Source organism: Aquamicrobium zhengzhouense (assembly GCF_016124105.1).
Lineage (GTDB): Bacteria > Pseudomonadota > Alphaproteobacteria > Rhizobiales > Rhizobiaceae > Aerobium > Aerobium zhengzhouense.
Window position 1 is genome coordinate 70,056 of record NZ_JADGMQ010000011.1, and the last position, 21,652, is coordinate 91,707.

Annotated in this window: 20 protein-coding genes; 9 read left to right on the forward strand and 11 right to left on the reverse strand. The window is 61.3% G+C overall.

The annotated features are described in order from the left end of the window. Positions 1 to 118: 118 nt before the first annotated feature. On the forward strand, positions 119 to 2,770 hold the full coding sequence (gene mutS, locus IOD40_RS14525; RefSeq protein WP_198477467.1) for a DNA mismatch repair protein MutS: 2,652 nt from the start codon (positions 119 to 121) through the stop codon (positions 2,768 to 2,770). Between the two features lie 831 nt (positions 2,771 to 3,601). On the opposite strand, the gene IOD40_RS14530 is transcribed toward mutS, so the two are convergent. Next, positions 3,602 to 4,972, reverse strand: a complete 1,371-nt coding sequence (locus tag IOD40_RS14530) for a cytochrome P450 (RefSeq protein WP_198477468.1) — start codon at positions 4,970 to 4,972, stop codon at positions 3,602 to 3,604. A gap of 350 nt (positions 4,973 to 5,322) precedes the next feature. Here IOD40_RS14530 and IOD40_RS14535 point away from each other — a divergent pair, with 350 nt between their 5' ends. From IOD40_RS14535 to IOD40_RS14555, 5 genes are all read left to right on the forward strand, one after another. Beyond that, complete coding sequence (locus IOD40_RS14535) at positions 5,323 to 6,078, forward strand: ABC transporter ATP-binding protein (RefSeq protein WP_198477412.1); 756 nt, start codon at positions 5,323 to 5,325, stop codon at positions 6,076 to 6,078. Continuing rightward, positions 6,071 to 6,814 carry an ABC transporter ATP-binding protein gene (locus IOD40_RS14540; RefSeq protein ID WP_198477413.1) on the forward strand — a complete coding sequence of 248 codons (744 nt, stop codon included), beginning with the start codon at positions 6,071 to 6,073 and terminating at the stop codon, positions 6,812 to 6,814. The genes IOD40_RS14535 and IOD40_RS14540 overlap by 8 nt, the downstream gene beginning before the upstream one ends. A gap of 43 nt (positions 6,815 to 6,857) precedes the next feature. After that, a complete protein-coding gene (locus tag IOD40_RS14545) occupies positions 6,858 to 8,057 on the forward strand; it encodes an ABC transporter substrate-binding protein (RefSeq protein WP_198477414.1) in 1,200 nt (399 codons plus the stop codon). 73 nt (positions 8,058 to 8,130) lie between these two features. Further along, entirely contained in the window at positions 8,131 to 9,018 is an 888-nt protein-coding gene (locus tag IOD40_RS14550) for a branched-chain amino acid ABC transporter permease (RefSeq protein WP_198477415.1), read from the forward strand. 59 nt (positions 9,019 to 9,077) lie between these two features. Then, positions 9,078 to 10,001 (forward strand): branched-chain amino acid ABC transporter permease, encoded by a 924-nt coding sequence (locus IOD40_RS14555; protein WP_198477469.1) that lies wholly within the window; start codon positions 9,078 to 9,080, stop codon positions 9,999 to 10,001. Between the two features lie 387 nt (positions 10,002 to 10,388). Here IOD40_RS14555 and IOD40_RS14560 read toward each other — a convergent pair whose 3' ends face one another. Next, positions 10,389 to 11,711, reverse strand: a complete 1,323-nt coding sequence (locus IOD40_RS14560) for an MATE family efflux transporter (RefSeq protein ID WP_198477470.1) — start codon at positions 11,709 to 11,711, stop codon at positions 10,389 to 10,391. 202 nt (positions 11,712 to 11,913) lie between these two features. Between IOD40_RS14560 and argB the strand changes: the two genes are divergently transcribed. Then, complete coding sequence (gene argB / locus IOD40_RS14565; RefSeq protein WP_198477416.1) at positions 11,914 to 12,810, forward strand: acetylglutamate kinase; 897 nt, start codon at positions 11,914 to 11,916, stop codon at positions 12,808 to 12,810. Between the two features lie 19 nt (positions 12,811 to 12,829). Beyond that, positions 12,830 to 13,711 (forward strand): SDR family NAD(P)-dependent oxidoreductase, encoded by an 882-nt coding sequence (locus IOD40_RS14570; protein WP_198477417.1) that lies wholly within the window; start codon positions 12,830 to 12,832, stop codon positions 13,709 to 13,711. Between the two features lie 38 nt (positions 13,712 to 13,749). Here IOD40_RS14570 and IOD40_RS14575 read toward each other — a convergent pair whose 3' ends face one another. Continuing rightward, entirely contained in the window at positions 13,750 to 14,655 is a 906-nt protein-coding gene (locus IOD40_RS14575; protein ID WP_198477418.1) for a DMT family transporter, read from the reverse strand. 130 nt (positions 14,656 to 14,785) lie between these two features. Here IOD40_RS14575 and IOD40_RS14580 point away from each other — a divergent pair, with 130 nt between their 5' ends. Beyond that, entirely contained in the window at positions 14,786 to 15,490 is a 705-nt protein-coding gene (locus IOD40_RS14580) for a pyrimidine 5'-nucleotidase (RefSeq protein WP_198477419.1), read from the forward strand. Positions 15,491 to 16,012: 522 nt separating this feature from the next. On the opposite strand, the gene rpsP is transcribed toward IOD40_RS14580, so the two are convergent. From rpsP to ccmB, 8 genes are all read right to left on the reverse strand, one after another. Beyond that, positions 16,013 to 16,429 carry a 30S ribosomal protein S16 gene (rpsP, locus tag IOD40_RS14585; RefSeq protein WP_198477420.1) on the reverse strand — a complete coding sequence of 139 codons (417 nt, stop codon included), beginning with the start codon at positions 16,427 to 16,429 and terminating at the stop codon, positions 16,013 to 16,015. A gap of 44 nt (positions 16,430 to 16,473) precedes the next feature. Then, positions 16,474 to 16,791, reverse strand: a complete 318-nt coding sequence (locus tag IOD40_RS14590; RefSeq protein ID WP_198477421.1) for a chorismate mutase — start codon at positions 16,789 to 16,791, stop codon at positions 16,474 to 16,476. A 7-nt stretch (positions 16,792 to 16,798) separates the two neighbouring features. Beyond that, positions 16,799 to 18,370 carry a signal recognition particle protein gene (ffh, locus tag IOD40_RS14595; protein WP_198477422.1) on the reverse strand — a complete coding sequence of 524 codons (1,572 nt, stop codon included), beginning with the start codon at positions 18,368 to 18,370 and terminating at the stop codon, positions 16,799 to 16,801. Positions 18,371 to 18,662: 292 nt separating this feature from the next. Further along, a complete protein-coding gene (locus IOD40_RS14600) occupies positions 18,663 to 19,199 on the reverse strand; it encodes a DUF1236 domain-containing protein (protein ID WP_198477423.1) in 537 nt (178 codons plus the stop codon). A 139-nt stretch (positions 19,200 to 19,338) separates the two neighbouring features. Beyond that, positions 19,339 to 19,920, reverse strand: a complete 582-nt coding sequence (locus tag IOD40_RS14605; RefSeq protein ID WP_198477424.1) for a DsbE family thiol:disulfide interchange protein — start codon at positions 19,918 to 19,920, stop codon at positions 19,339 to 19,341. Next, complete coding sequence (gene ccmD / locus IOD40_RS14610; protein WP_198477425.1) at positions 19,917 to 20,081, reverse strand: heme exporter protein CcmD; 165 nt, start codon at positions 20,079 to 20,081, stop codon at positions 19,917 to 19,919. The genes IOD40_RS14605 and ccmD overlap by 4 nt, the downstream gene beginning before the upstream one ends. Continuing rightward, positions 20,078 to 20,833: a heme ABC transporter permease gene (locus tag IOD40_RS14615; protein WP_198477426.1), complete on the reverse strand. Its 756-nt coding sequence runs from the start codon at positions 20,831 to 20,833 to the stop codon at positions 20,078 to 20,080. Before IOD40_RS14615 ends, ccmD begins: the two co-directional genes overlap by 4 nt. Before the next feature lie 79 nt (positions 20,834 to 20,912). Then, entirely contained in the window at positions 20,913 to 21,578 is a 666-nt protein-coding gene (ccmB, locus tag IOD40_RS14620) for a heme exporter protein CcmB (RefSeq protein WP_198477427.1), read from the reverse strand. Positions 21,579 to 21,652: the final 74 nt, after the last annotated feature.

Consider the following 21,652-nt stretch of genomic DNA (forward strand, 5'->3'; position numbering starts at 1 on the left):
CAAAAGTTAAATCGCCAAGCAGGCTATCGGCTTATAGCGAAGGCAAGCACCCTTGAATCAGCAGACGCCCATCACCCCAGCTCCCACGTTCCAGCTTTCGACCGAAGGCGCAACGCCCATGATGGAGCAATATATCGAGATCAAGCTGGCGAATCCGGATTCGCTCTTGTTCTACCGCATGGGGGATTTTTACGAACTTTTCTTCCACGACGCGGAGGTTGCGGCACGCGCGCTTGGCATCGCCCTGACGAAGCGGGGCAAGCATCAGGGCGAGGACGTTGCCATGTGCGGCGTACCTGTCCACGCGGCGGACGACTATCTGGAAAAGCTGATCGCCAAGGGCTACCGCGTCGCGGTCTGCGAGCAGATGGAAGACCCGGCGGAAGCGCGCAAGCGCGGTTCCAAATCGGTGGTGCGCCGCGATGTCGTGCGCCTTGTAACGCCAGGCACCATCACCGAGGAAAAGCTGCTTGCGCCGGGCGAAGCCAATTATCTGATGGCAATCGGCCGCGTGAAGGGTACGTCCGAGAATAGCTACGCCCTTGCCTGGATCGACATCTCCACCGGCGCCTTCAAGGTGGCGGAATCGGCGGCAGACCGCCTGCTGGGTGACATATTGCGGGTCGATCCGCGTGAGGTGATCGTTGCCGACCCCGTCTTTCACGATCTGGAGCTGCGGTCGGTCTTTGACGTGTTGGGACGGGTCGCGAGCCCGCATCCAGCAACGCTGTTCGACTCCGCAGCCGCCACCAGCCGGATTGCGCGTTTTTTCAACGTCGCCACACCGGAGAGCTTTGGCCAATTTTCCCGCGCGGAGTTGTCGGCAATTGCTGCGGCGATCGCCTATGTCGAGAAGACCCAGATTTCCGAGCGCCCGCCGCTTGCCCGGCCCGAGCGTGAAGAAAACTCATCAACCCTCTTCATCGACGCGGCCACCCGCGCGAATCTCGAACTCGTCCGCACCCTTTCGGGCAACCGGGACGGTTCCCTTCTGAAATCGATCGACCGGACGGTCACCGGCGGCGGCGCACGGCTCCTGGCCGAGCGACTTACCGCCCCTTTGACCGATCCTGCCGAGATCGAGGCACGGCTCGACTGCGTCTCCTTCCTGCAATCGGAAACCCGTCTTTGCGAAGAGCTGCGCGCCCTTCTCAAGGGCGTTCCCGACATGCCGCGGGCACTGTCGCGCCTTGCGCTCAACCGCGGTGGACCGCGCGACCTTGGAGCCCTTCGCACCGGCATTGATGCCGCGCGCCAGATTGCCGATCTATTGTCCTCTGCGATGCTGCCGCAGCGTCTTGCGACTTGCTGCAGCCAGCTTGCCGAATTGCCGGAAACGCTGCGCGAACACCTGAACCTCGCACTCGCCGAAGAAATGCCGCTCCTGAAACGCGACGGCGGTTTTGTGCGCGAAGGCTATCACGACGAGCTCGACGAAATGCGCGCGCTTCGCGACCAGTCGCGCCGGGTGATCGCCGAGATGGAGCGGGATCTGATCGAAGAGACGGGCATCCGCTCGCTGAAGATCCGGCACAACAACGTCCTTGGCTATTACATCGAGGTGACGGCGAACAACGCCGAGGCGCTGACGGGCACGGATGAGGCAAAGGCCCGTTTCATCCATCGCCAAACCATGGCGAACGCCATGCGCTTCACCACCACGGAACTGGCGGGACTGGAGACGAAGATCGCCAATGCAGCCGATCGCGCTTTGCAGATCGAGCTCTCCATCTTCGAAAAGTTGCTGGCTGAAGTGGTTTCCCACGCCGATGCCATTCGCGCCGGTGCGGCTGCGCTTGCCGAACTCGACGTGTCGGGCGCCCTAGCCATTCTTGCAACGTCCGAAAACTATTGCCGGCCGCGCGTCGATGACAGCCTCGCCTTTGCCATTGAAGGTGGCCGCCATCCGGTGGTCGAACAAGCGCTGCGCCGCCAGCTGGGCGATCCTTTCGTGGCCAATGACAGCGATCTTTCACCTGAAGGCGACGCCAGCCACGGCGCCATCTGGCTGCTTACCGGTCCCAATATGGGCGGTAAGTCGACCTTCCTGCGCCAGAACGCGCTGATCGCCATTTTGGCACAGATGGGCTCGTTTGTGCCTGCGGCCAGCGCCCATATCGGCATCGTTGACCGCCTGTTCTCGCGCGTCGGTGCATCAGATGATTTGGCGCGCGGGCGCTCGACCTTCATGGTCGAGATGGTCGAGACGGCAGCAATCCTCAACCAGGCAGGCGAGCGCTCCCTCGTCATCCTTGATGAGATCGGCCGCGGAACATCGACCTTTGACGGCCTGTCGATTGCCTGGGCTGCGGTTGAATATCTGCATGAGAAGAACCGCTGCCGCGCGATCTTCGCAACGCACTTCCATGAGATCACCGCGCTCGCCGGCAAGTTGCCGCGCCTGCACAATGTGACGATGCGGGTCAAGGAATGGGAAGGCGACGTTGTCTTCCTGCACGAGGTCGGCAAGGGTGCGGCGGACCGGTCCTACGGCGTCCAGGTCGCGCGCCTTGCAGGACTGCCGGACGCCGTGGTCGAGCGTGCCCGCGAAGTCCTTCGCCAGCTCGAGGAAGGCGAAACCTCCGGCAAAGCCGAGCGGCTGGTCGACGACCTTCCCCTGTTCTCGGTAGCCGCCAAACGTGAAGCGACAGCACCGAAGGCCAACGACGCACTCGTCGAAGCAATCGCCACACTGCAGCCGGACGACATGACCCCCAGAGAAGCGATTGACGCGCTTTATCGGCTCAAGGAGCTAGCCGCCAAAGGCTAAGCGCCCCCCCGCCCCCTTCGTCGCTTCGCGACACTTCCCCCGCACACGGGGGAAGATCCCCGGAGATGCCGAGCTCGACGCTCGGATCCTCCCCCGCGAAGCGGGGTGAGGGGGACCACCGAAGGTGGTGGAGGGGGCTATGGTCGCACCCTTCAAATCTAGGAAGAACACAGTCAGCAGCCCTTCCCTTCCCCGTGCACCCATTCCTCACGCGAGGAGAGAAACGCCCCTATCGACTCACGCAGGGGCTGCAAAAGGCTGAGCGCCCCGCCCCCTTCGTCGCTTCGCGACACTTCCCCCGCACACGGGGGAAGATCCCGGAGATGCCGGGCTCGACGCTCTGATCCTCCCCCGCGAAGCGGGGTGAGGGGGACCGCCGAAGGTGGTGGAGGGGGCTATGGTCGCACCCTTCAAATCTAGGAAGAACACAGTCAGCAGCCCTTCCCTTCCCCGTGCACCCATTCCTCACGCGAGGAGAGAAACGCCCCTATCGACTCACGCAGGGGCTGCAAAAGGCTGAGCGCGCCGCCCCCTTCGTCGCTTCGCGACACTTCCCCCGCACACGGGGGAAGATCCCGGAGATGCCGAGCTCCACGCCCGGATCCTCCCACGCGAAGCGGGGTGAGGGGGACCGCCGAAGGCGGTGGAGGGGGGCGTAGCGAAAACTTAGACCGTCGCGCCACCCCTCATCGCCCTGCCAGGCACTTCTCCCCGCAAGGGGGAGCAGAAGCTGTGGCTATCTCTTCAAGTAGCGAATATCGCTCCTCGCCCCGTTTACGGGGAGAGGATGCCGGCAGGCAGGTGAGGGGCAGCACTGTGCCCTCACCTGCCCTACCTCACCGAGACTTTCATCGGCAGGCCGCCTTGCGGTTGGGTGGTGAGCTTCTGGACCGGCCAGGGCTTTGTTTGCGGCAAGGTGTCGAAGCGGAAGCGGGACATTAGGGCGCCGAGGGCGATCACGGCCTCCTGCATTGCGAAGGCCGCGCCAATGCAGATGCGTGGACCAGCTCCAAATGGCAGATATTGATAGCGGTCGATCTTGTCGCGATTTTCGGGATGGAAGCGCTCGGGCAGGAATGCATCCGGATCTGTCCAAAGCTTGCGGTGGCGGTGGATCGTCCACGGCATGATCTGGATCTGCGCGCCTTCAATGATCTCAAGATCGCGCCAGCGTTCGGGCTGGATTACCTCGCGGCTGATCGAAGCGGCAGGCGGATAAAGCCGCATCGCTTCTTCAAAGGCGGCGCGCGTGTAAGGCATCTTGCCGAGCCATTCGTAGGGATCGGGCGTTGCCGCCAGCACCTCGTCGATCTCGGCCTCGATGCGGTCGCGCTCCCAAGGCGCTTCGGCAAGGCAATAGAGCGCCCAGCCCAGCGCACGCGCCGTTGTCTCGTGCCCTGCCCCGATAAACGTGATGATGTTGTCTTCAATCTCGGCTCGGCTGAGCCCGTCAGGGCCCTCAGCCTTCAGAAGCAGCGTCAGAAAATCGTTGGGCGAACCTTCCGGATCGCGGGCCAGCTTGTCCTTGCGCATCTGCATCGTGTCGGAGACGAGCTTGCGAAAGAAGGCCATCGTCTTTCGGCCGCGCAGGCGCGTGATGCGCGGGATCCAGTCCGGCGCGCCGATCAGGTCGAGCGGATCGACCCGGCCCATGGTTTCGAACAGGTGATCGACCTGATGCGCGAACTCGTCGGGATTTCCTGCGATCTCACCCGAAAACAGTGTTTCGGCGAGGATGTCATAGGTCAGCATGGTCATGTCGCGGGCGACGTCGGTGACCATGCCATCGTGATATTTTGCGACGAACTTTTCCGACACGCTCAGCATCGGCGCAGCAAAGCCCTGAATGTGGCGCGGCGTAAATACCGGGGCCATCGCCTTGCGCGAGCGTTTCCACACGTCACCTTCAGCGGTGAGCAGGCCGTCATGCAGGATCGGGCGCAAGATCTTCTGGCGCACCCGCGCCATCCGGTAGTTCTTGGCGTTGTCAACGAGAATGTGCCGGATCAGTTCGGGATCGTTGGCAATCAGGAGCGGGCCACCAATCCCGGTACCGATCGAAATCCATGGCTCGTTGTAGGAGGGCTGGCCCCACAATTCGAGCGGATTGCGATAGACGATCCGCATCATCTCGATGGTGGAGGGCGGCGACGTGCGCGGTTTCGGCGCGGGCGGAACAAAGGGCGTCGGCTTGGTATCCATCATCAACACCTAGGAAGGGGCATGTAGAGGTTCAATCATTCATTGTCATTCACGAGATCACATAATCTGGACCAAACACGGATCTGACCAAATCGCATCTAAGTCAGCCTTACTGCCCTATCAATGCAACAATACTTAACGAGTGCATCAATTGCGCGACGGATGAACTGAGTTTTCTCAAAAATCCGGTCGAATAATGCGATGTGTTTCTTGCGTTGGCGATTCCTTTGTGCATCCTCAAGGAGTGGAACGAGCGACGGCAGATTGCTCGGCCAAGGGGAACGACCAGCCTCGGAGGAGGCGCACGAGTTAGGCGGGGCGTTCGCGCGCCTGCTATGTGTGAGGTGTGCATGGACGACGGCGTCATTCTGGCCGCAGACGACCTGACCAAGGAATTCAAGGGCTTCTTCGCTGTCGAAGGCGTCAGCCTTAAAATCAAGAGGGGCCAGATCCACGCCCTGATCGGTCCGAACGGAGCAGGCAAGACCACCTGCTTCAATCTACTGACCAAATTCCTGCCGCCCACGCGCGGCCGGATCATCTACAAGGGCCAGGACATCACCGCGATGTCACCTGCCGACATCGCCCGGCTCGGGCTGGTCCGCTCATTCCAGATATCTGCAGTCTTCCCGCATCTGACGGCGCTCGAAAATGTTCGCATCGCGCTGCAGCGCCAGCGCGGCGATTCCTTCGATTTCTGGCGCTCGCAAAAGGTGCTGCTGCAATTCGACGAGCGGGCGCGGGCCTTGCTTGCCGAAGTTGGCCTGTCCGAATTCGAGCAGACGGAGGCCGGTGACCTGCCCTATGGGCGCAAACGCGCCCTCGAGATTGCCACCACGCTGGCACTTGACCCGGAAATGCTGCTGCTGGACGAGCCGATGGCGGGAATGGGCCATGAAGATGTCGACCGGATCGCGGCGCTTATCAGGCGCATCTCCGCGGACCGCACCATTTTGATGGTCGAGCACAATCTTTCAGTCGTCGCTTCCCTCTCGGATACGATCACCGTTCTGGCGCGTGGCAAGGTGCTGGCCGAGGGCGATTATGCAAGCGTTTCCAAAGATCCGCGTGTGATCGAAGCCTATATTGGAGCTGGCCATGGCTGAGGCTGCAACTGCAACCCGCCCGGAAACGGCGACGCGCCAGCCGCTCCTTGCCGTTCGCAACCTCGAAGCCTGGTATGGCGAAAGCCACGTCCTCCACGGCGTCAACTTCAACGTCTTCCCTGGCGAGGTGGTGACGCTGCTCGGTCGCAACGGCGCCGGAAAAACCACGACGTTGAAGTCGGTCATGGGGATCTTGACGAAGCGCAAAGGCTCGGTCGTCTTTCAGGGCAAGGAGCTAATGCATGCACCAGCGCGCTATATTGCGCGTGAAGGCATCGCCTTTTGCCCCGAGGAGCGCGGCATCTTCTCGTCGCTATCGGTCGAGGAAAATTTGATGCTGCCGCCGCAGGTGAAACCCGGCGGCATGAGCGTCGAGCAGATTTTCGACCTGTTTCCCAACCTCAAGGAGCGGCTCAACAGCCAGGGCACCAAGCTTTCCGGCGGTGAGCAGCAAATGCTGGCAATTGGCCGCATCCTTCGAACCGGCGCAAAGATGCTTCTGCTGGACGAGCCTACCGAAGGGCTTGCACCGGTCATCATCCAGCATATCGGGCGCACCATTGCCCAACTGAAAAACGAGGGCTTCACCATCGTCCTCGTCGAGCAGAATTTTCGCTTCGCATCCACGGTCGCCGACCGTCACTACGTGGTCGATCAGGGCCGCGTGGTCGACGAGATCGCCAATGCCGACATCGAAGCGAATCTTGAAAAGCTGCACGCCTATCTCGGCGTGTAGGGAGCAAAGCGCCGCAAAAAGCGCTCAACCGGAGGAGACTGACATGAGGAAGACTGGATTTTTACTAGCATCCCTCGCCGCCTCGCTTATGGCATCGAGCGCGTTGGCACAGGAGGTTTCCGTCAAGATCGGCGTGCTGAACGATCGCTCAGGCATCTATGCGGATCTGTCGGGCGAGGGCTCGGTGATAGCTGCGCGTATGGCCGCTGAGGATTTTGGTGCCGAGGCCAAGGGGATCAAGGTCGAGATCGTCTCGGCAGACCACCAGAACAAACCGGACGTCGCCTCTACCATCGCCCGCCAGTGGATCGACCAGGATGGCGTCAATGTCATCGTCGACGTTCCAACCTCCTCTGCGGCGCTCGCAGTTAACGAGATCGTCAAGGAAGCCAACGTCCTGTTCATCAATTCTGGCGCCGCCGCTTCGGATCTGACCGGTCCCGCCTGTACCCCCCACACCGTCCACTGGACCTACGACACCTGGGCGCTCGCCCATGGCACAGGATCGGCGATGGTGGAAAATGGCGGCGATTCGTGGTTTTTCCTGACGGCCGATTATGCCTTCGGCCATGCCCTTGAGCGCGACACGACCGCTGTTGTGGAAGCATCCGGCGGCACGGTGGTCGGTTCGGTTCGCCACCCCTTCCCCGGAACCGATTTCTCCTCGTTCCTGCTGCAGGCTCAAGCCTCGGAGGCCAAGGTGATCGGCCTTGCCAATGCGGGCGGCGACACGATCAACTCGATCAAGCAAGCAGCCGAGTTCGGCATCACACAGGCGGGCCAGGCTCTTGCGGGCCTTTTGATCTTCATCACCGACGTTCACGCGCTTGGCCTTGAAACGGCTCAGGGGCTCGTCCTCACGGAGAGCTTCTACTGGGACCTCAACGACAGCACTCGCGAGTGGTCCGCCCGGTTTGAAGGCATTGACGGCGATAAGCCGACCATGGTGCAGGCAGGCGTTTACGCCGGTGTCCTCCACTACCTGAAAGCTGTCGAAGCCGCGAAGTCCAACGAGGCCGATACGGTCATCGCCAAGATGAAGGAAATTCCGACCGACGATCCGCTGTTCGGCAAGGGCGAAATCCGGGCCGATGGCCGCAAGGTGCACGACATGTACCTCTTCAAGGTCAAGGCACCAGCCGACTCCAAGGGGCCGTGGGATTATTACGAGACGCTGGCGACCATCCCTGCCGACAAGGCATTCCGCCCGCTCAATGAAGGGAACTGCCCGCTCGTCCAATAAGCGTTCGTGGTCGCGCGCCGCTCTCTTTGATTGCGGCGCGCTCCTCACCTGAAACAACCGGCAGGACGGCTCGATGTTCGAACTATTAGGTATCCCGCCCCAGGCGCTTTTCGGGCAATTGCTGCTCGGGCTTATCAACGGATCGTTCTATGCGATCCTGTCGCTGGGGCTCGCAGTGATCTTCGGCCTGCTCAACATCATCAATTTCACCCATGGCGCTCAATATATGTTCGGCGCGTTCGTGGCGTGGATGCTCCTGACCTATGGCGGCCTCGGCTATTGGTGGGCGCTCATCCTCGTTCCGATCATCGTCGGCATTACAGGGATCATAATCGAGCGGCTGCTTATCGCTCGGCTCTACCATCTCGATCACCTTTACGGGCTGCTGCTTACCTTCGGTCTTGCCCTCATCATTCAGGGGCTGCTGCGCAATCAGTACGGCATATCCGGCCTGCCCTACGCCATCCCGCCACAACTTGCCGGGGGACAAAATCTCGGCTTCATGTTCCTGCCGAACTATCGCGGCTGGGTGGTGGTGGCATCGCTGATCGTCTGTTTCGGCACGTGGTTCGTCATCGAGAAAACCCGGCTGGGAGCCTATCTTCGCGCCGCCACCGAAAACCCGACGCTCGTCGGCGCCTTCGGCATCAACGTGCCGCGCATGATCACGCTGACCTACGGTTTTGGCGTTGCGCTGGCGGCCTTTGCCGGTGTGCTTGCCGCGCCGATCTACTCGGTCAATCCCAATATGGGCGCGGACCTCATCATCGTCGTCTTCGCCGTGGTCGTCATTGGCGGAATGGGCTCGATCCTCGGAGCGATCATTACGGGGTTTGGCCTTGGCCTCGTCGAGGGCCTGACAAAGGTGTTTTATCCTGAGGCCTCCTCCGTCGTGATATTCGTCATCATGGCCATCGTGCTTCTCTTCAAGCCGGCTGGTCTGTTCGGGAGGACTGCGTGATGAGCGCCGCTGTCGAAACAGACAATTCGGGCATTTCGGTCCAGCAGGCGCGTGGCGGCATGCCCGCCCATCACGCGGCAATCTTCATCGCCCTGCTCGCGGCGGGGCTGGTAGCACCTTTCCTGCTTTACCCGGTCTTCGTGATGAAGGTGCTGTGCTTTGCGCTGTTCGCCTGCGCCTTCAATTTGTTGCTTGGCTATGGCGGACTTCTGTCGTTCGGCCATGCCGCCTATTTTGGTGGGGCGGCCTATATTTCTGCCCATGCAGCAAAGGTCTGGGGCTTTCCGCCCGAGCTTGCAATCTTGTCGGGCACATTGGCGGCAGCCATATTGGGCACCGCCATTGGCGCGCTCGCCATCAGGCGTCAGGGCATCTACTTCGCGATGGTGACGCTCGCCTTTGCGCAGATGGTGTTTTTCTTCTCCCTGCAAGCACCCTTTACCGGCGGCGAAGACGGTATTCAGGCGGTGCCGAGAGGCATGCTGTTTGGCCTCATCAATCTGCGTTCGGACATCACCCTCTACTTCGTGGTCTTGGCGATCTTTCTTGGCGGCCTCCTGATGATCTACCGCATCATCCACTCGCCGTTCGGACAGGTGCTGAAGGCGATCCGCGAAAACGAGCCAAGGGCGATTTCGCTCGGCTACCGCACCAACCGCTACAAGCTCGCGGTGTTTGTCCTGTCGGCGACGCTGGCGGGGCTGGCGGGCTCGACCAAGGCGATCGTGTTCCAGCTGGCTTCGCTCACCGATGTGCACTGGTCAATGTCCGGTGAAGTGGTGCTGATGACGCTGATCGGCGGGATGGGAACCGTCTTCGGCCCGATCGTCGGCGCAGCCGTAATCGTTACGATGCAGAACTACCTCGCCACCATGGGCGCCTGGGTGACCGTCATCCAGGGCTGCATCTTCGTCATCTGCGTGCTGCTCTTCCGCGAAGGCGTTGTCGGCGTGATAGCAAGATGGGTGAAGCGGCCGTTGTAACGCGGGGCGCCAGACGCCCCCTCCACCACCTTCGGTGGTCCCCCTCACCCCGCTTCGCGGGGAGGACCCCAGCATCAAGCTCAGCATCTCCGGGATCCTCCCCCTCGCGAGGGGGAGGTGGCACGAAGTGCCGGAGGGGGCGGCCGGGCTTTAACTCGCCAGCCTGTCGCGCCGGATCCAGATGCCGACGCCGGCCCTAATCAACGTGGTAGCAATGGCGAAGATGCCGTCTAACGCTGGTAGCGCCACACGCCCCCTTCGTCGCTTCGCGCCACTTCCCCCGCAGGCGGCGGAAGATCCCCAGAGAAGCCGCGCACGACGTTTGGATCCTCCCCTGCGAAGCGGGGGAGGGGGACCATCGAAGATGGTGGAGGGGGCGGCCGGGCTTTAACTCGCCAGCCTGTCGCGCCGGATCCAACGCCCGATCAGCAGCGCTCCGACCACAGCAAGACCGCTCGAAAGGCCGATCCAGATGCCGACGCCCTTCAGCCCGCCCCAGAAGGCGAGGCCGGCTCCAAGCGGCATGCCGACGCACCAATAGCCGATGCCGGCATAGATCATCGGAACCCGTGTGTCCCGCAGCCCTCGCAGCATCCCGCTGCCAACCGCCTGCGCGCCATCGGCAATCTGGAACAGCGCAGCAAAGGACAAAAAGGTCACTGCCATGGTGATGACGCCAGCATTGGCCGGATCGCCAACATCGATGAAGCCCATGATCAGCCAGTGCGGCACCGTGACCATGGTGATTGCCGTCAGCGTCATGAAGGTGAGGCCCATGGCAAGCGCCGTCCAACCTGCGCGGCCGACACCTTCATGGTCGCCAGCCCCGTGAAAGCGGCCGACCCGCACTGTTGCCGCCTGCCCTATGCCCATCGGCACCATGAAGGTGATCGCGCCAATTTGCAGCGCAATGGCATGTGCGGCGAGTGAGACAGTGTCGATCAACCCCATCAGCAGGCCCGACGCACTGAAAATAGCGACTTCGAAAACGAGGATCCCGGCGATCGGCAGGCCAAGGCGCAGCATGTCGAAAAAGCGGGGCCAGTCCGCGCGCCAGAAGCGACCGAACAAGTGATAGCGGCGGAAAACGCGGTGGCGCAAGATAACAAGCGCCATGCCGCCAAACATCAGCGTTGCGGCAAGCGTCGTGCTGATCCCCGCGCCGAACAGCCCCAAGGCAGGAAAACCGAAATTTCCGAACATCAGGCAATAATTTGAAAGGGCGTTGAAGGCGACGGCAACGAAGACGATGACCAGCGCCCAGCCCGGCCGCTCCAGCGCCGAGATGAACGAGCGCAGCACGACGAACCCGTAGAAGGGGAGGATCGACCATTGCATCGAGCGCATATAGACGCCCGAGCCTGCGGCCAGATGCGGCTCCTGCCCCATGGCGACGAGGATCTCTTCCGTGTGCCACAACAACAGCCACAGCGGCAGCGCGACCATGCAGGCGATCCAGAGGCCTTGCCGCACGGTTCTGCGCACATCGCGCACGGAGTGGCGATTGCGTCCGATCTCGAAGGCGACCATCGGCGAGACCGCAAGGATCAGGCCGAGCCCGAACATCATCGGCGCAAAATAAAGATTGGACCCCAGCGTGCCCGAAGCAAGTGCGTCCGGACCCAGGCGTCCCATCATCATGACGTCGGTGGTGTTCATCGCCGTCTGGCCGAGATTGGTGAGGATCATCGGCCAGGCGAGCGCCAGCATGGCCTTGGCCTCGGATAACCAGGTGCGGCGGGTTGGTGATGGAACTGAGTCGCGAGCAAGTGAGGTCATTGCAGGTCAATAGCGCCTTATCCGCCAGAATCCAAAACCAGCACGGCGGCATCCTTGGCGCAAGCAATTGCCCGGGCATTTATTTGTCGCTAAGACCCCTGCCAGCAATTGCTCGCCAACGCCCGAGGTTTTGATGACGACCGATCAGCTTGCCACCGCCGAAGAGCAGGCCCGCCTTCTTTCGGCAGCCCTGCCTTTCATGCAGCGCTACGAAAACAAGACCGTCGTGGTGAAATATGGCGGCCACGCCATGGGCAATGTCGAACTGGGCCGCGCATTTGCCCGTGACATCGCTTTACTGAAGCAATCGGGGGTCAATCCGATTGTCGTTCATGGCGGCGGCCCGCAGATCGGCGCGATGCTGAACAAGATGGGCATTGAATCGAAGTTTGAGGGCGGCCTGCGCGTGACCGACCAGAAGACGGTCGAGATCGTCGAGATGGTTCTGGCCGGCTCGATCAACAAGGAGATCGTCGCGCTCATCAACGCCGAAGGCGAATGGGCGATCGGCCTCTGCGGCAAGGACGGCAACATGGTCTTCGCCGAGAAGGCGCGCAAGACCATCAAGGACCCGGAAAGCAATATCGAGAAGGTGCTCGACCTCGGCTTCGTCGGCGAACCTGTCGAGGTCGACCGGACCTTGCTCGACCTTCTGGCTCGCTCCGAAATGATCCCGGTGATCGCACCCGTGGCACCGGGCCGTGACGGCCACACCTACAACATCAATGCCGATACGTTTGCAGGTGCCATTGCCGGTGCGCTGAACGCGTCGCGTCTGCTTTTCCTGACCGACGTTCCTGGCGTCCTCGACAAGGACAAGAAGCTGATCGACGAGCTGACCGTTGCCGAGGCACGGGCATTGATCGAAGATGGCACGATCTCGGGCGGGATGATCCCGAAGGTCGAGACCTGCATCGAAGCCATTGAGCGCGGTGTCGAAGGCGTCGTTATCCTCAATGGCAAGACGCCGCATTCTGTCCTGCTCGAACTCTTTACCGAGCACGGCGCCGGAACGCTGATCGTTCCATAAGCAAATCAAGGAGTAGAGCATGATCGATCTGACGGGGCGGGTGGCGATTGTCACGGGCGCAGGGTCTGGCCTGGGACGCGAACATGCCCTGCTTCTTGCCAGGCGCGGCGCGAAAATCGTCGTCAACGACATGCATGCCGAACCAGCCGGAAACGTCGCTGACGAAATCGTCGCGGCCGGTGGTGAGGCATTCGCCTATGCAGCGTCGGTAACCGATTTCGATGCCATCCAGGCCATGGTCGCCGAAACGCTTTTGCGTTGGGGCCAGATCGACATCCTCGTCAACAATGCCGGCATCATCCGCGACAAGAGCTTCGCCAAGATGGATCTGGCCGACTTCCGGCTGGTGCTGGACGTGCATGTGATGGGCGCCGCCAATTGCACCAAGGCGGTTTGGGACCATATGCGCGAGCGCCAATATGGCCGTATCGTCATGACGACCTCGTCGTCCGGCCTCTACGGCAATTTCGGGCAGGCGAATTACGGCGCGGCCAAGATGGCGCTGGTCGGCCTCATGCAGACGCTCGCAATCGAGGGCGCAAAGTACAATATTCGCGTCAACAGCCTCGCACCCACAGCCGCCACCCCGATGGTGGGAGATCTGTTCCCAGCCGAGCAATTGTCGCTGCTGGAAACCCACCGCGTCAGCCCCGCCATTCTGGCGCTGGTGCGCGAGGATGCGCCATCGCGCGTGATTCTAACCGCTGGCGGCGGCGGCTTTGAGAGCGCACATGTGACGCTCACTCAGGGCATTTATCTCGAAGATGGCCCGGATGCTGCGGAACGCCTTGTCGAGCGTTGGGATGAAGTGATCGACCGTAGCGACGAGACCACGCCTGACACCGGCTTTCGTCAACTGGAACGTGAACTTGCCAAGGCGGAAGCTGCGCGCAAGGGCTGACATCGGATGGCCGCGCCAGCGGCCTCATGGTGGCGCCGCTAGCGCAGCAGCACCAGCACGATGATCCCCAATACGATCAGGATGCAGCCGATTGTTTCGTAGCGGTTGATCTTCTCCTTGAAGAAAAACACCGTCGCGGCAAAGGTGAACAGCATCTCGATCTGCGCCAGCGCCTTGACGATGGCAGCTTGCTGCAACGTCATTGCCATGAACCAGCCAAAGGATGCCGTTGCGCCAACAAAGCCGGTGAAGAGCGATATCCTCCAGGCTTTCACGATGCGGCCGATCTCGGCGCGATCCTTCCACAGCATCCAGCCCAACATCACCAGCGTCTGCAGGCAGATGGTCCAGACGAGCGTGACCGCGGCCTGCACCGCAAAGTTGGGGCCTCCGAGCGCCAGCGACGCTGCGCGATAGGCGACCGCGGAAATTCCAAACAAGGTGCCGGACGCAAGTCCGATCATGGCGTTGCGCGCAAAGACGGACGTCACCAGGTTGCGCCAGCTCATCTGCATGTGAGCGACCGAGATCAGCATCACGCCAAAGACACTGATCGCGATTGCTGCCAAAGCCCCGGCGCTGACCGTCTCGCCAAAGAAGATCAGCCCGAAGAGAGCAGCCTGGGCCGGCTCCGTGCGCGAATAAGCAGTGCCGACCGCAAAATTGCGATGCGAGAACAAGTGGATCAGTAGGAAGGTCGCGCCAATCTGGCCAAAGGCGCCTATCACCACCCAGAAAAGAAAATCGGCATTGACCGACGGGACGCTATAGCCCCCGACCGAGCCCAGCAGCCACAGATACAGGCAGGCGAACGGAACACCGAAGCCAAAGCGCACGAAGGTCGCGCCGGTCGTTCCCATGACGCTTTTCAGATGCTTCTGCGCTGCCGAACGAAGGTTCTGCAGAAATGCCGCCGCGACGGTTATCGGTATCCAGAGTTCCATGCCATCTCCGCTGATTGCGTGGACTTATGCCGTTCGACAGACAGAAGACAAGCCGGGGGAAGCCACCGGGTCGGAAGTCGGGCCTCCCCCCGGCCTTCTTTCCGCGCCAGATTTCGGCTAGGCAAAGAACATGACAAACGCACCTGATCCTTCCCGCTTCGCCCACGTCACCGATTGGGTGTTCGATCTCGACAACACGCTCTATCCGCATCACACAAATCTGTTTGCGCAGATCGATGTGAAGATGACCGCCTATGTGTCGGAGCTGCTCCAGCTTTCGCGTGATGATGCGCGCAAGCTGCAAAAGGAGCTCTACCGCGAATACGGAACGACGATGAATGGCCTCATCCAGCGCCACAACATCGATCCGGACGACTTCCTCAACAAGGTCCACGACATCGACTATTCGTGGGTGCAGCCGGACCCGGAACTTGGCGAAGCCATCCGCGCCCTGCCGGGGCGAAAGTTCATCTTCACCAATGGTGACCGCAAGCATGCGGAAAACACCGCACGCCAACTCGGCATCCTTGACGATTTTGACGACATTTTCGACATCGTCGCCGCCGGCCTCGTTCCGAAGCCTGCGCGTGAGCCCTACGACAAGTTCATGGGCATCCACCGCGTCGACGCGCCCAATGCCGTGATGTTCGAAGACCTTGCAAGGAACCTGTCTGTCCCCAAGCAGCTTGGAATGACGACGGTTCTGATCGTTCCGAACAATTTCGAGCCGACCTTCTCAGAAATCTGGGAGCAGGACCCCGAGCACGAGGATGATGTCGACTACGTCACCGACGACCTTTCGGCATTCCTGAAGACGATCCTGCAAGAGCTTTAAGCTAGACGAGCCTCACTGCGCTCGCCCCCTCCACCACCTCCGGTGGTCCCCCTCCCCCGTCAACGGGGGAGGATCCGAGCGCTGCGCCCTGTTTTCCAGATCAAACTCGCCCTCTCCGGGATCTTCCCCCGCCTGCGGGGGAAGTGGCGCGAAGCGACGAAGGGGGCAGCCCCCAATCCGCCCCACATGAAGCTGATGTCGCCTACGAAACCTGGGCTCTCTCCGAGTTCCTGAAGACGATCCCGCAAGAGCTTTAAGCTAGACGAGCCCCACTCTGCCCGCGCCCCTCCACCACCTCCGGTGGTCCCCCTCCCCCGTCAACGGGGGAGGATCCGAGCGCTGCGCCCTGTTTTCCAGATCAAACTCGCCCTTGCCGGGATCTTCTCCCGCCTGCGGAGGAAGTGGCGCGAAGCGACGAAGGGGGGCTGGCTGCTACGCCGCGCACCAAGCTCTTCCTCTCCTCCAGAAACAAAAATGGCGAGCCGGGGCTCGCCATTATCGTTTGTGCCTGAAGGCAGGTGCTTACTCGGAAGCAGCTTCTTCAGCCGGGGCAGCGGCAGCAGCGGCCGCGGCTTCTGCTTCGGCAGCAGCCTTGGCAGCAGCTTCTTCCTCAGCCTGCTTGGCAGCAGCGATGCGCTCCTGAGCCTTCTTGCCCGGAAGACCCTTGGTCGGGTTGCTCTTCGTGTCGCGGGCGACGAGGCCAGCATCAGCAAGGAAGCGAGCAACGCGATCGGTCGGCAGCGCGCCGTTTGCGAGCCAGTGCTTGACGCGCTCTTCGTTGATCTTGATCCGCTCTCCATCCTTGGGGAGCATCGGGTTCCAGGCGCCGACCTGCTCGATGAAGCGGCCATCACGCGGCGAACGCTGGTCAGCGATCACGATGTGGTAGTAAGGACGCTTCTTCGAGCCTGCGCGCGAAAGACGGATTTTCAGTGCCATGTTCGTTCTCCTAGAAAGTCTGGCCTAAGGGCATTTCGTTGAATTCAGGAAAGGGTTTCCGCCTCAGAGGCGATTGCCTCATGGTGACGGATGACTTCGCGAATGATGAAGTTGAGGAACTTCTCCGCAAAGTCAGGATCCAGATGCGCGTCCTGTGCCAGCTGGCGCAAACGTGCGATCTGCTCTGTTTCACGAGCCGGGTCTGCCGGAGGCAGATTGTGTCTGGCCTTGAGCACGCCGACTGCTTTGGTGCAGCGGAAACGCTCTGCAAGCATGTGAACGAGCGCCGCGTCGATATTGTCGATCGATATGCGGTACTCGGCAAGTTGCTCGCGTGCCGATTTGGCCGTGTCCTCAGTCATCGCCCCCTCACTTCTTCTTCATACCGCCCGGCAGGCCGGGAAGCTTCAAACCGCCTGGCAAGCCTGGCAGGCCGCCGCCCGGAAGCCCCGGCAAGCCACCCGGCAGCCCCTTGGGCGAACCAGCGCCAAGGCCCGCGGCTTCGGCCTGCTTCTGCAATGCTTCGAGCTGCTTCGGATCCATCTTTGACAGGTCAGGCATGCCGCCGCCCATCATGCCGCCAAGGCCCATCTTGGAGGCGAGGCCGCCCATGGCCGCGCGCATAAGCCCGCCGCCTTTGCCCTTGCCGCCCATAGCCTTCATCATGTCCGCCATCTGGCGGTGCATCTTCAGCAGCTTGTTGATCTGCGCGGCATCGGTGCCGGATCCGGCAGCGATGCGCTTCTTGCGCGAATGCTTCAGAATGTCGGGATTGGCACGCTCGGCCTTGGTCATCGACTGGATGATGGCGATCTGGCGCGAGAACATCTTGTCGTCGAGCCCGGCGGCCGCAACCTGATCCTTCATCTTCGCCATACCCGGCATCATGCCCATGATGCCGCCCATGCCGCCCATCTTCTGCATCTGGCGCAGCTGATCGGCGAGATCGTCAAGATCGAACTTGCCCGACTGCATCTTCTTGGCCATCGCCGCGGCTTTTTCCGCGTCGAGGGTTTCTGCAGCCTTTTCGACGAGCGAGACAATGTCGCCCATGCCGAGGATACGGTCGGCGATACGCTTGGGATGGAACTCCTCAAGCGCGTCCATCTTTTCGCCAACGCCGATGAGCTTGACCGGCTTGCCGGTGACGGCACGCATCGACAGTGCTGCACCGCCGCGGCCATCGCCGTCCATGCGGGTAAGCACGAGCCCGGTAACGCCAACGCGTTCGTCGAAATTGCGGGCGAGATTGACGGCGTCCTGACCAGTCAGCGAGTCGGCGACGAGAAGGATCTCGTGCGGGTTCGACGCGCTCTTGATCTCGGCCATCTCGAGCATCAGCGGCTCGTCGATATGGGTGCGGCCGGCGGTATCGAGGATGACGACATCATAGCCGCCAAGCTTGGCCGCCTGAACCGAGCGACCGGCAATATCGACCGGCGACTGGCCGGCGATGATTGGCAGCGTCGCAACACCGGTCTGCTCACCAAGCTGGCGCAGCTGTTCCTGCGCGGCCGGGCGGCGGGTGTCGAGCGAGGCCATCAGGACTTTCTTGCCCTGACGATCCGTGAGACGCTTGGCGATCTTTGCGGAGGTGGTGGTCTTACCCGAACCCTGGAGACCAACCATCATGATGACGACGGGAGCCGGCGCATTGAGGTCGATCGTCTCGCCCTCGGAGCCCAGCATCTCGACCAGTTCATCATGAACGATCTTGACGACCATCTGGCCGGGCTTGATCGACTTCAGAACCTCCGCGCCAACAGCCTTGGCGCGAACCTTGTCGGTGAAGGAGCGGACGACTTCGAGTGCAACGTCAGCCTCGATCAGCGCGCGACGAACCTCGCGCAGCGCAGCCGAAACATCGGCTTCGGACAGAGCGCCACGGCCGGTAAGGCCGTTCAGAATAGAGCCAAGGCGTTCCTGAAGTGATTCAAACATCCGCTTTTCCCGTTCCCTGCCGAACAATCTCGCCAGAGAGGTAATACCTCAGCGGCAAGAAGCCAAACCCAAAGCCAAGAAGCACCCGGGGGCGCATCGCGCTGCCGGATGTTGACCTCCGGGATCGTGATCTTCACCTTGGAAGAGCGTCCCGGTCGGCGGCTCAGAGCTTCCACTCGTCGCTGAATTTCAAGGCTGTAGACAGGAAAACGGGCCGCGAGTCAAGAAAAATGGAAAACCGCCGGCTGGCAACCAGCCGACGGCTCCCACACCGTCCGTCAGTTTGAGGGGCCTATCGGACGATGTAGACAATTCGCCGCGTGTCGGGCTCGACCAGAACGGGTCGATCGTTCACATACACGTAGCGATATTCGTAATCGGGGATCGCGTGGAGCTCGATGTCTCCAGGCAAAATCTCACCGACGCTGATCTCCGACTCTATGACAACCGGGTCATAGCGGTTAGATTCGATGTAGCTGATGACCGGTGGCGCGGGATCGATCACAGCGTCAATACTGCCAGAGACCACTGCACCATCCACCGGCCCTTCATTCACATAAATGTCCGGGCCAAGCTCATCGAGAAAATCGGAATTCACCCAGCCAGCGACAGTGCCGGCCTCGACCTCGCACCAGCCGCTGACGCGGTCGCATCCAAGGACGGTCGCCTGGCTGTCGATGGCAATGATGCCGACAACAGCATGTTCAGCGCCCGGTCCCGCACGCACATCGAGGTCCGATGCAGCGACCACCGTCTGCTGCGCGTGAGCAGTACCCGCCATCGCCAACATCGCAAGAGCCGCAGCCGAGGTGATTAGCTTCGCTTTCATCTTCTTCTCCTTTGGCCTCCCTCGAGCCACCAAACGAGCAAAAAGACGCGATGTTCCACCCCACGTTCAACGCGCGTTCACATTTCTAAATGGTTGGAAAAGGACTTTATCGGAGAGGCACGATGCCGGGGTTGCCCCCTTAACTGCCGACTTCTGCGGCAAGCGCCTTCTCGATCTCGGGCAGGATCTGCCTAGTCATGATTTCAGGCGTGAATGGCCCGACATGTTTATAGGCAATGCGGCCATCCTTCCCGACAAGAAACGTCTCGGGCACACCATAGACGCCCCACTCAATCGCGGCACGTCCGGCATCATCGGTGCCGATCATCGAATAGGGGTTTCCGAGCTCATTGAGAAAGCGACGGGCGTTCTCCGGCTTGTCCTTGTAGTTCAGCCCGGCAATTTCGACGCGCCCATCTTTGGCAAGCTGCATCAGAACCGGATGCTCCACACGGCATGGCGCGCACCAGGACGCCCAGACATTGACCAGCGTGACCTTGCCGGCAAATGCCGCCGGGTCGAAACCCGGAAGATTCATTCCCTCAAGCGCAGGCAAGGGCGTCTGTGGCGCTTCCTGTCCGATCAGCGCCGAGGGAACGACTGAACTGTCCTTCCCTGACAAAAGCTGAACCAGGAAGATCCCCGCCAGCACCATGAACAGGATAAAGGGCAGCAATGGCAGCCAGCGACGGCGCGGACGGGCTTCGTCTTGAGCGGTCATGAGGCTGCCTTTGCTGAACGGCGCCGAATGCCCGCAGCTTCTAGCTGTGCGAGTTCGCGCCGACGCGCCCGCTGGTCGGCGATGATCCAAAGCGCAAGCCCAATAAGCGCGAGCGCTGACACGCCATAGGCCGACAATACATAAAGAGCGTGGGCGCTCATCGTCCCGCCTCCCGCGCAGCGATCTTGCGCATTGCCGAAACACGGCGGCGCCAGATCTCGGTGCGCATCGCCATCAGGTGGAGCGTGAAGAAGACCAGCGAGAAACCAACCGCGCAGATCAGCAGCGGCCACAGCATCGATGAATGGATTGTCGGGCCGTCCAACCGGATCACCGATGCCGGCTGATGCAGCGTGTTCCACCAGTCGACGGAAAACTTGATGATCGGAATATTGATGAAACCGACCAGCGTGACGATCGCGGCGGCACGAGCACTCTTGCCCGGATCATCCAGCGCGCGCGTCAGCGCAATGATGCCGAGATACATCAGGAAGAGGACAAAGACCGAAGTCAGGCGCGCATCCCACACCCACCAGGTGCCCCACATCGGCTTGCCCCAGATCGACCCAGTTGCCAGCGCAAGCAGCGTGAAAACGGCGCCGATTGGTGCCGCGGACTTCACGGAAACATCGGCGAGCGGATGACGCCAGACCAGCGTTCCAAGCGATGAAAGAGCCATGATCGAATAGCACATCATGGAGAGCCAGGCGAACGGCACATGAATGTACATGATGCGAACGGTAATGCCCTGCTGGTAGTCCTCCGGCGCCGCAAAAGCGAGCCCGAGGCCAGCGGCCAACACAATGGCAGAAAGCAGTGCCAGCCACGGCACGAACCTGTCGACCAGCGCCACAAAGCGCGTCGGATTTGCCAGATCCCAAAGTTTGCTGGATGTCGCCGCTGTCTCGCTCATGGCCGCCTAGATAAACTGGAGCTGGCGCGGGCGCAATCGACGCCGATCAAACCCTCGTGAGACCTTTTCGCGCGCTTCGTCAGTCGGCACCTGCCTTGAGGGCCATGGCCGCCGCAAGCGGGCCGAGCACCAGAAAGAACATCGTCAGCGCACACAGGATCAAGAAGGGCGGCAAAAACGGGTTGGGGTCGTTCACCGCACCATAGGCTGCCGAGACGCCAAATATCAGGACGGGGATCGCAAGTGGCAGCACCAGCACGGAAACGAGGAGGCCACCTCGCGGCAGCGCCACCGCAACTGCTGCGCCCACGGCACCAATGAAGGCAATCGCCGGCGTCCCAACCAATAAGGTGAGGCTCGTCGCTGCAATCCCAAGCGGCTCCATATTCATAAAGAGGCCGAGCAGAGGCGATGCAATGACAAGCGGCAGCACCGCCGCCACCCAATGCGCCAGACACTTCACCAGCACCGTCAACGCCAGCATGTGCCGGCTTTCGCTAAGGATCAGCAGGTCGAGCGTGCCATCTTCACGATCGTCCTGAAACAGGCGATCGAGCCCAAGCAGTGAGGCCAGCAATGCACCGATCCACAGGATCGCCGGGCCGATCCGGGCCAAAAGGTTGAGGTCCGGGCCGACGCCAAAAGGAACAACCGCCACCACGGCGAGGAAGAACAGAACGCCAACCAGAGCCCCGCCGCCGGCACGAATGCCAAGGCGAAGATCTCGAAGAAAAAGGGCTAGCATGGGCGGCCTGATATCAGCTGGCTGGAAGGTGGAGTGCGCAGAGCCGCTTTTAGCATGGCTTTGCGATAAAGAAA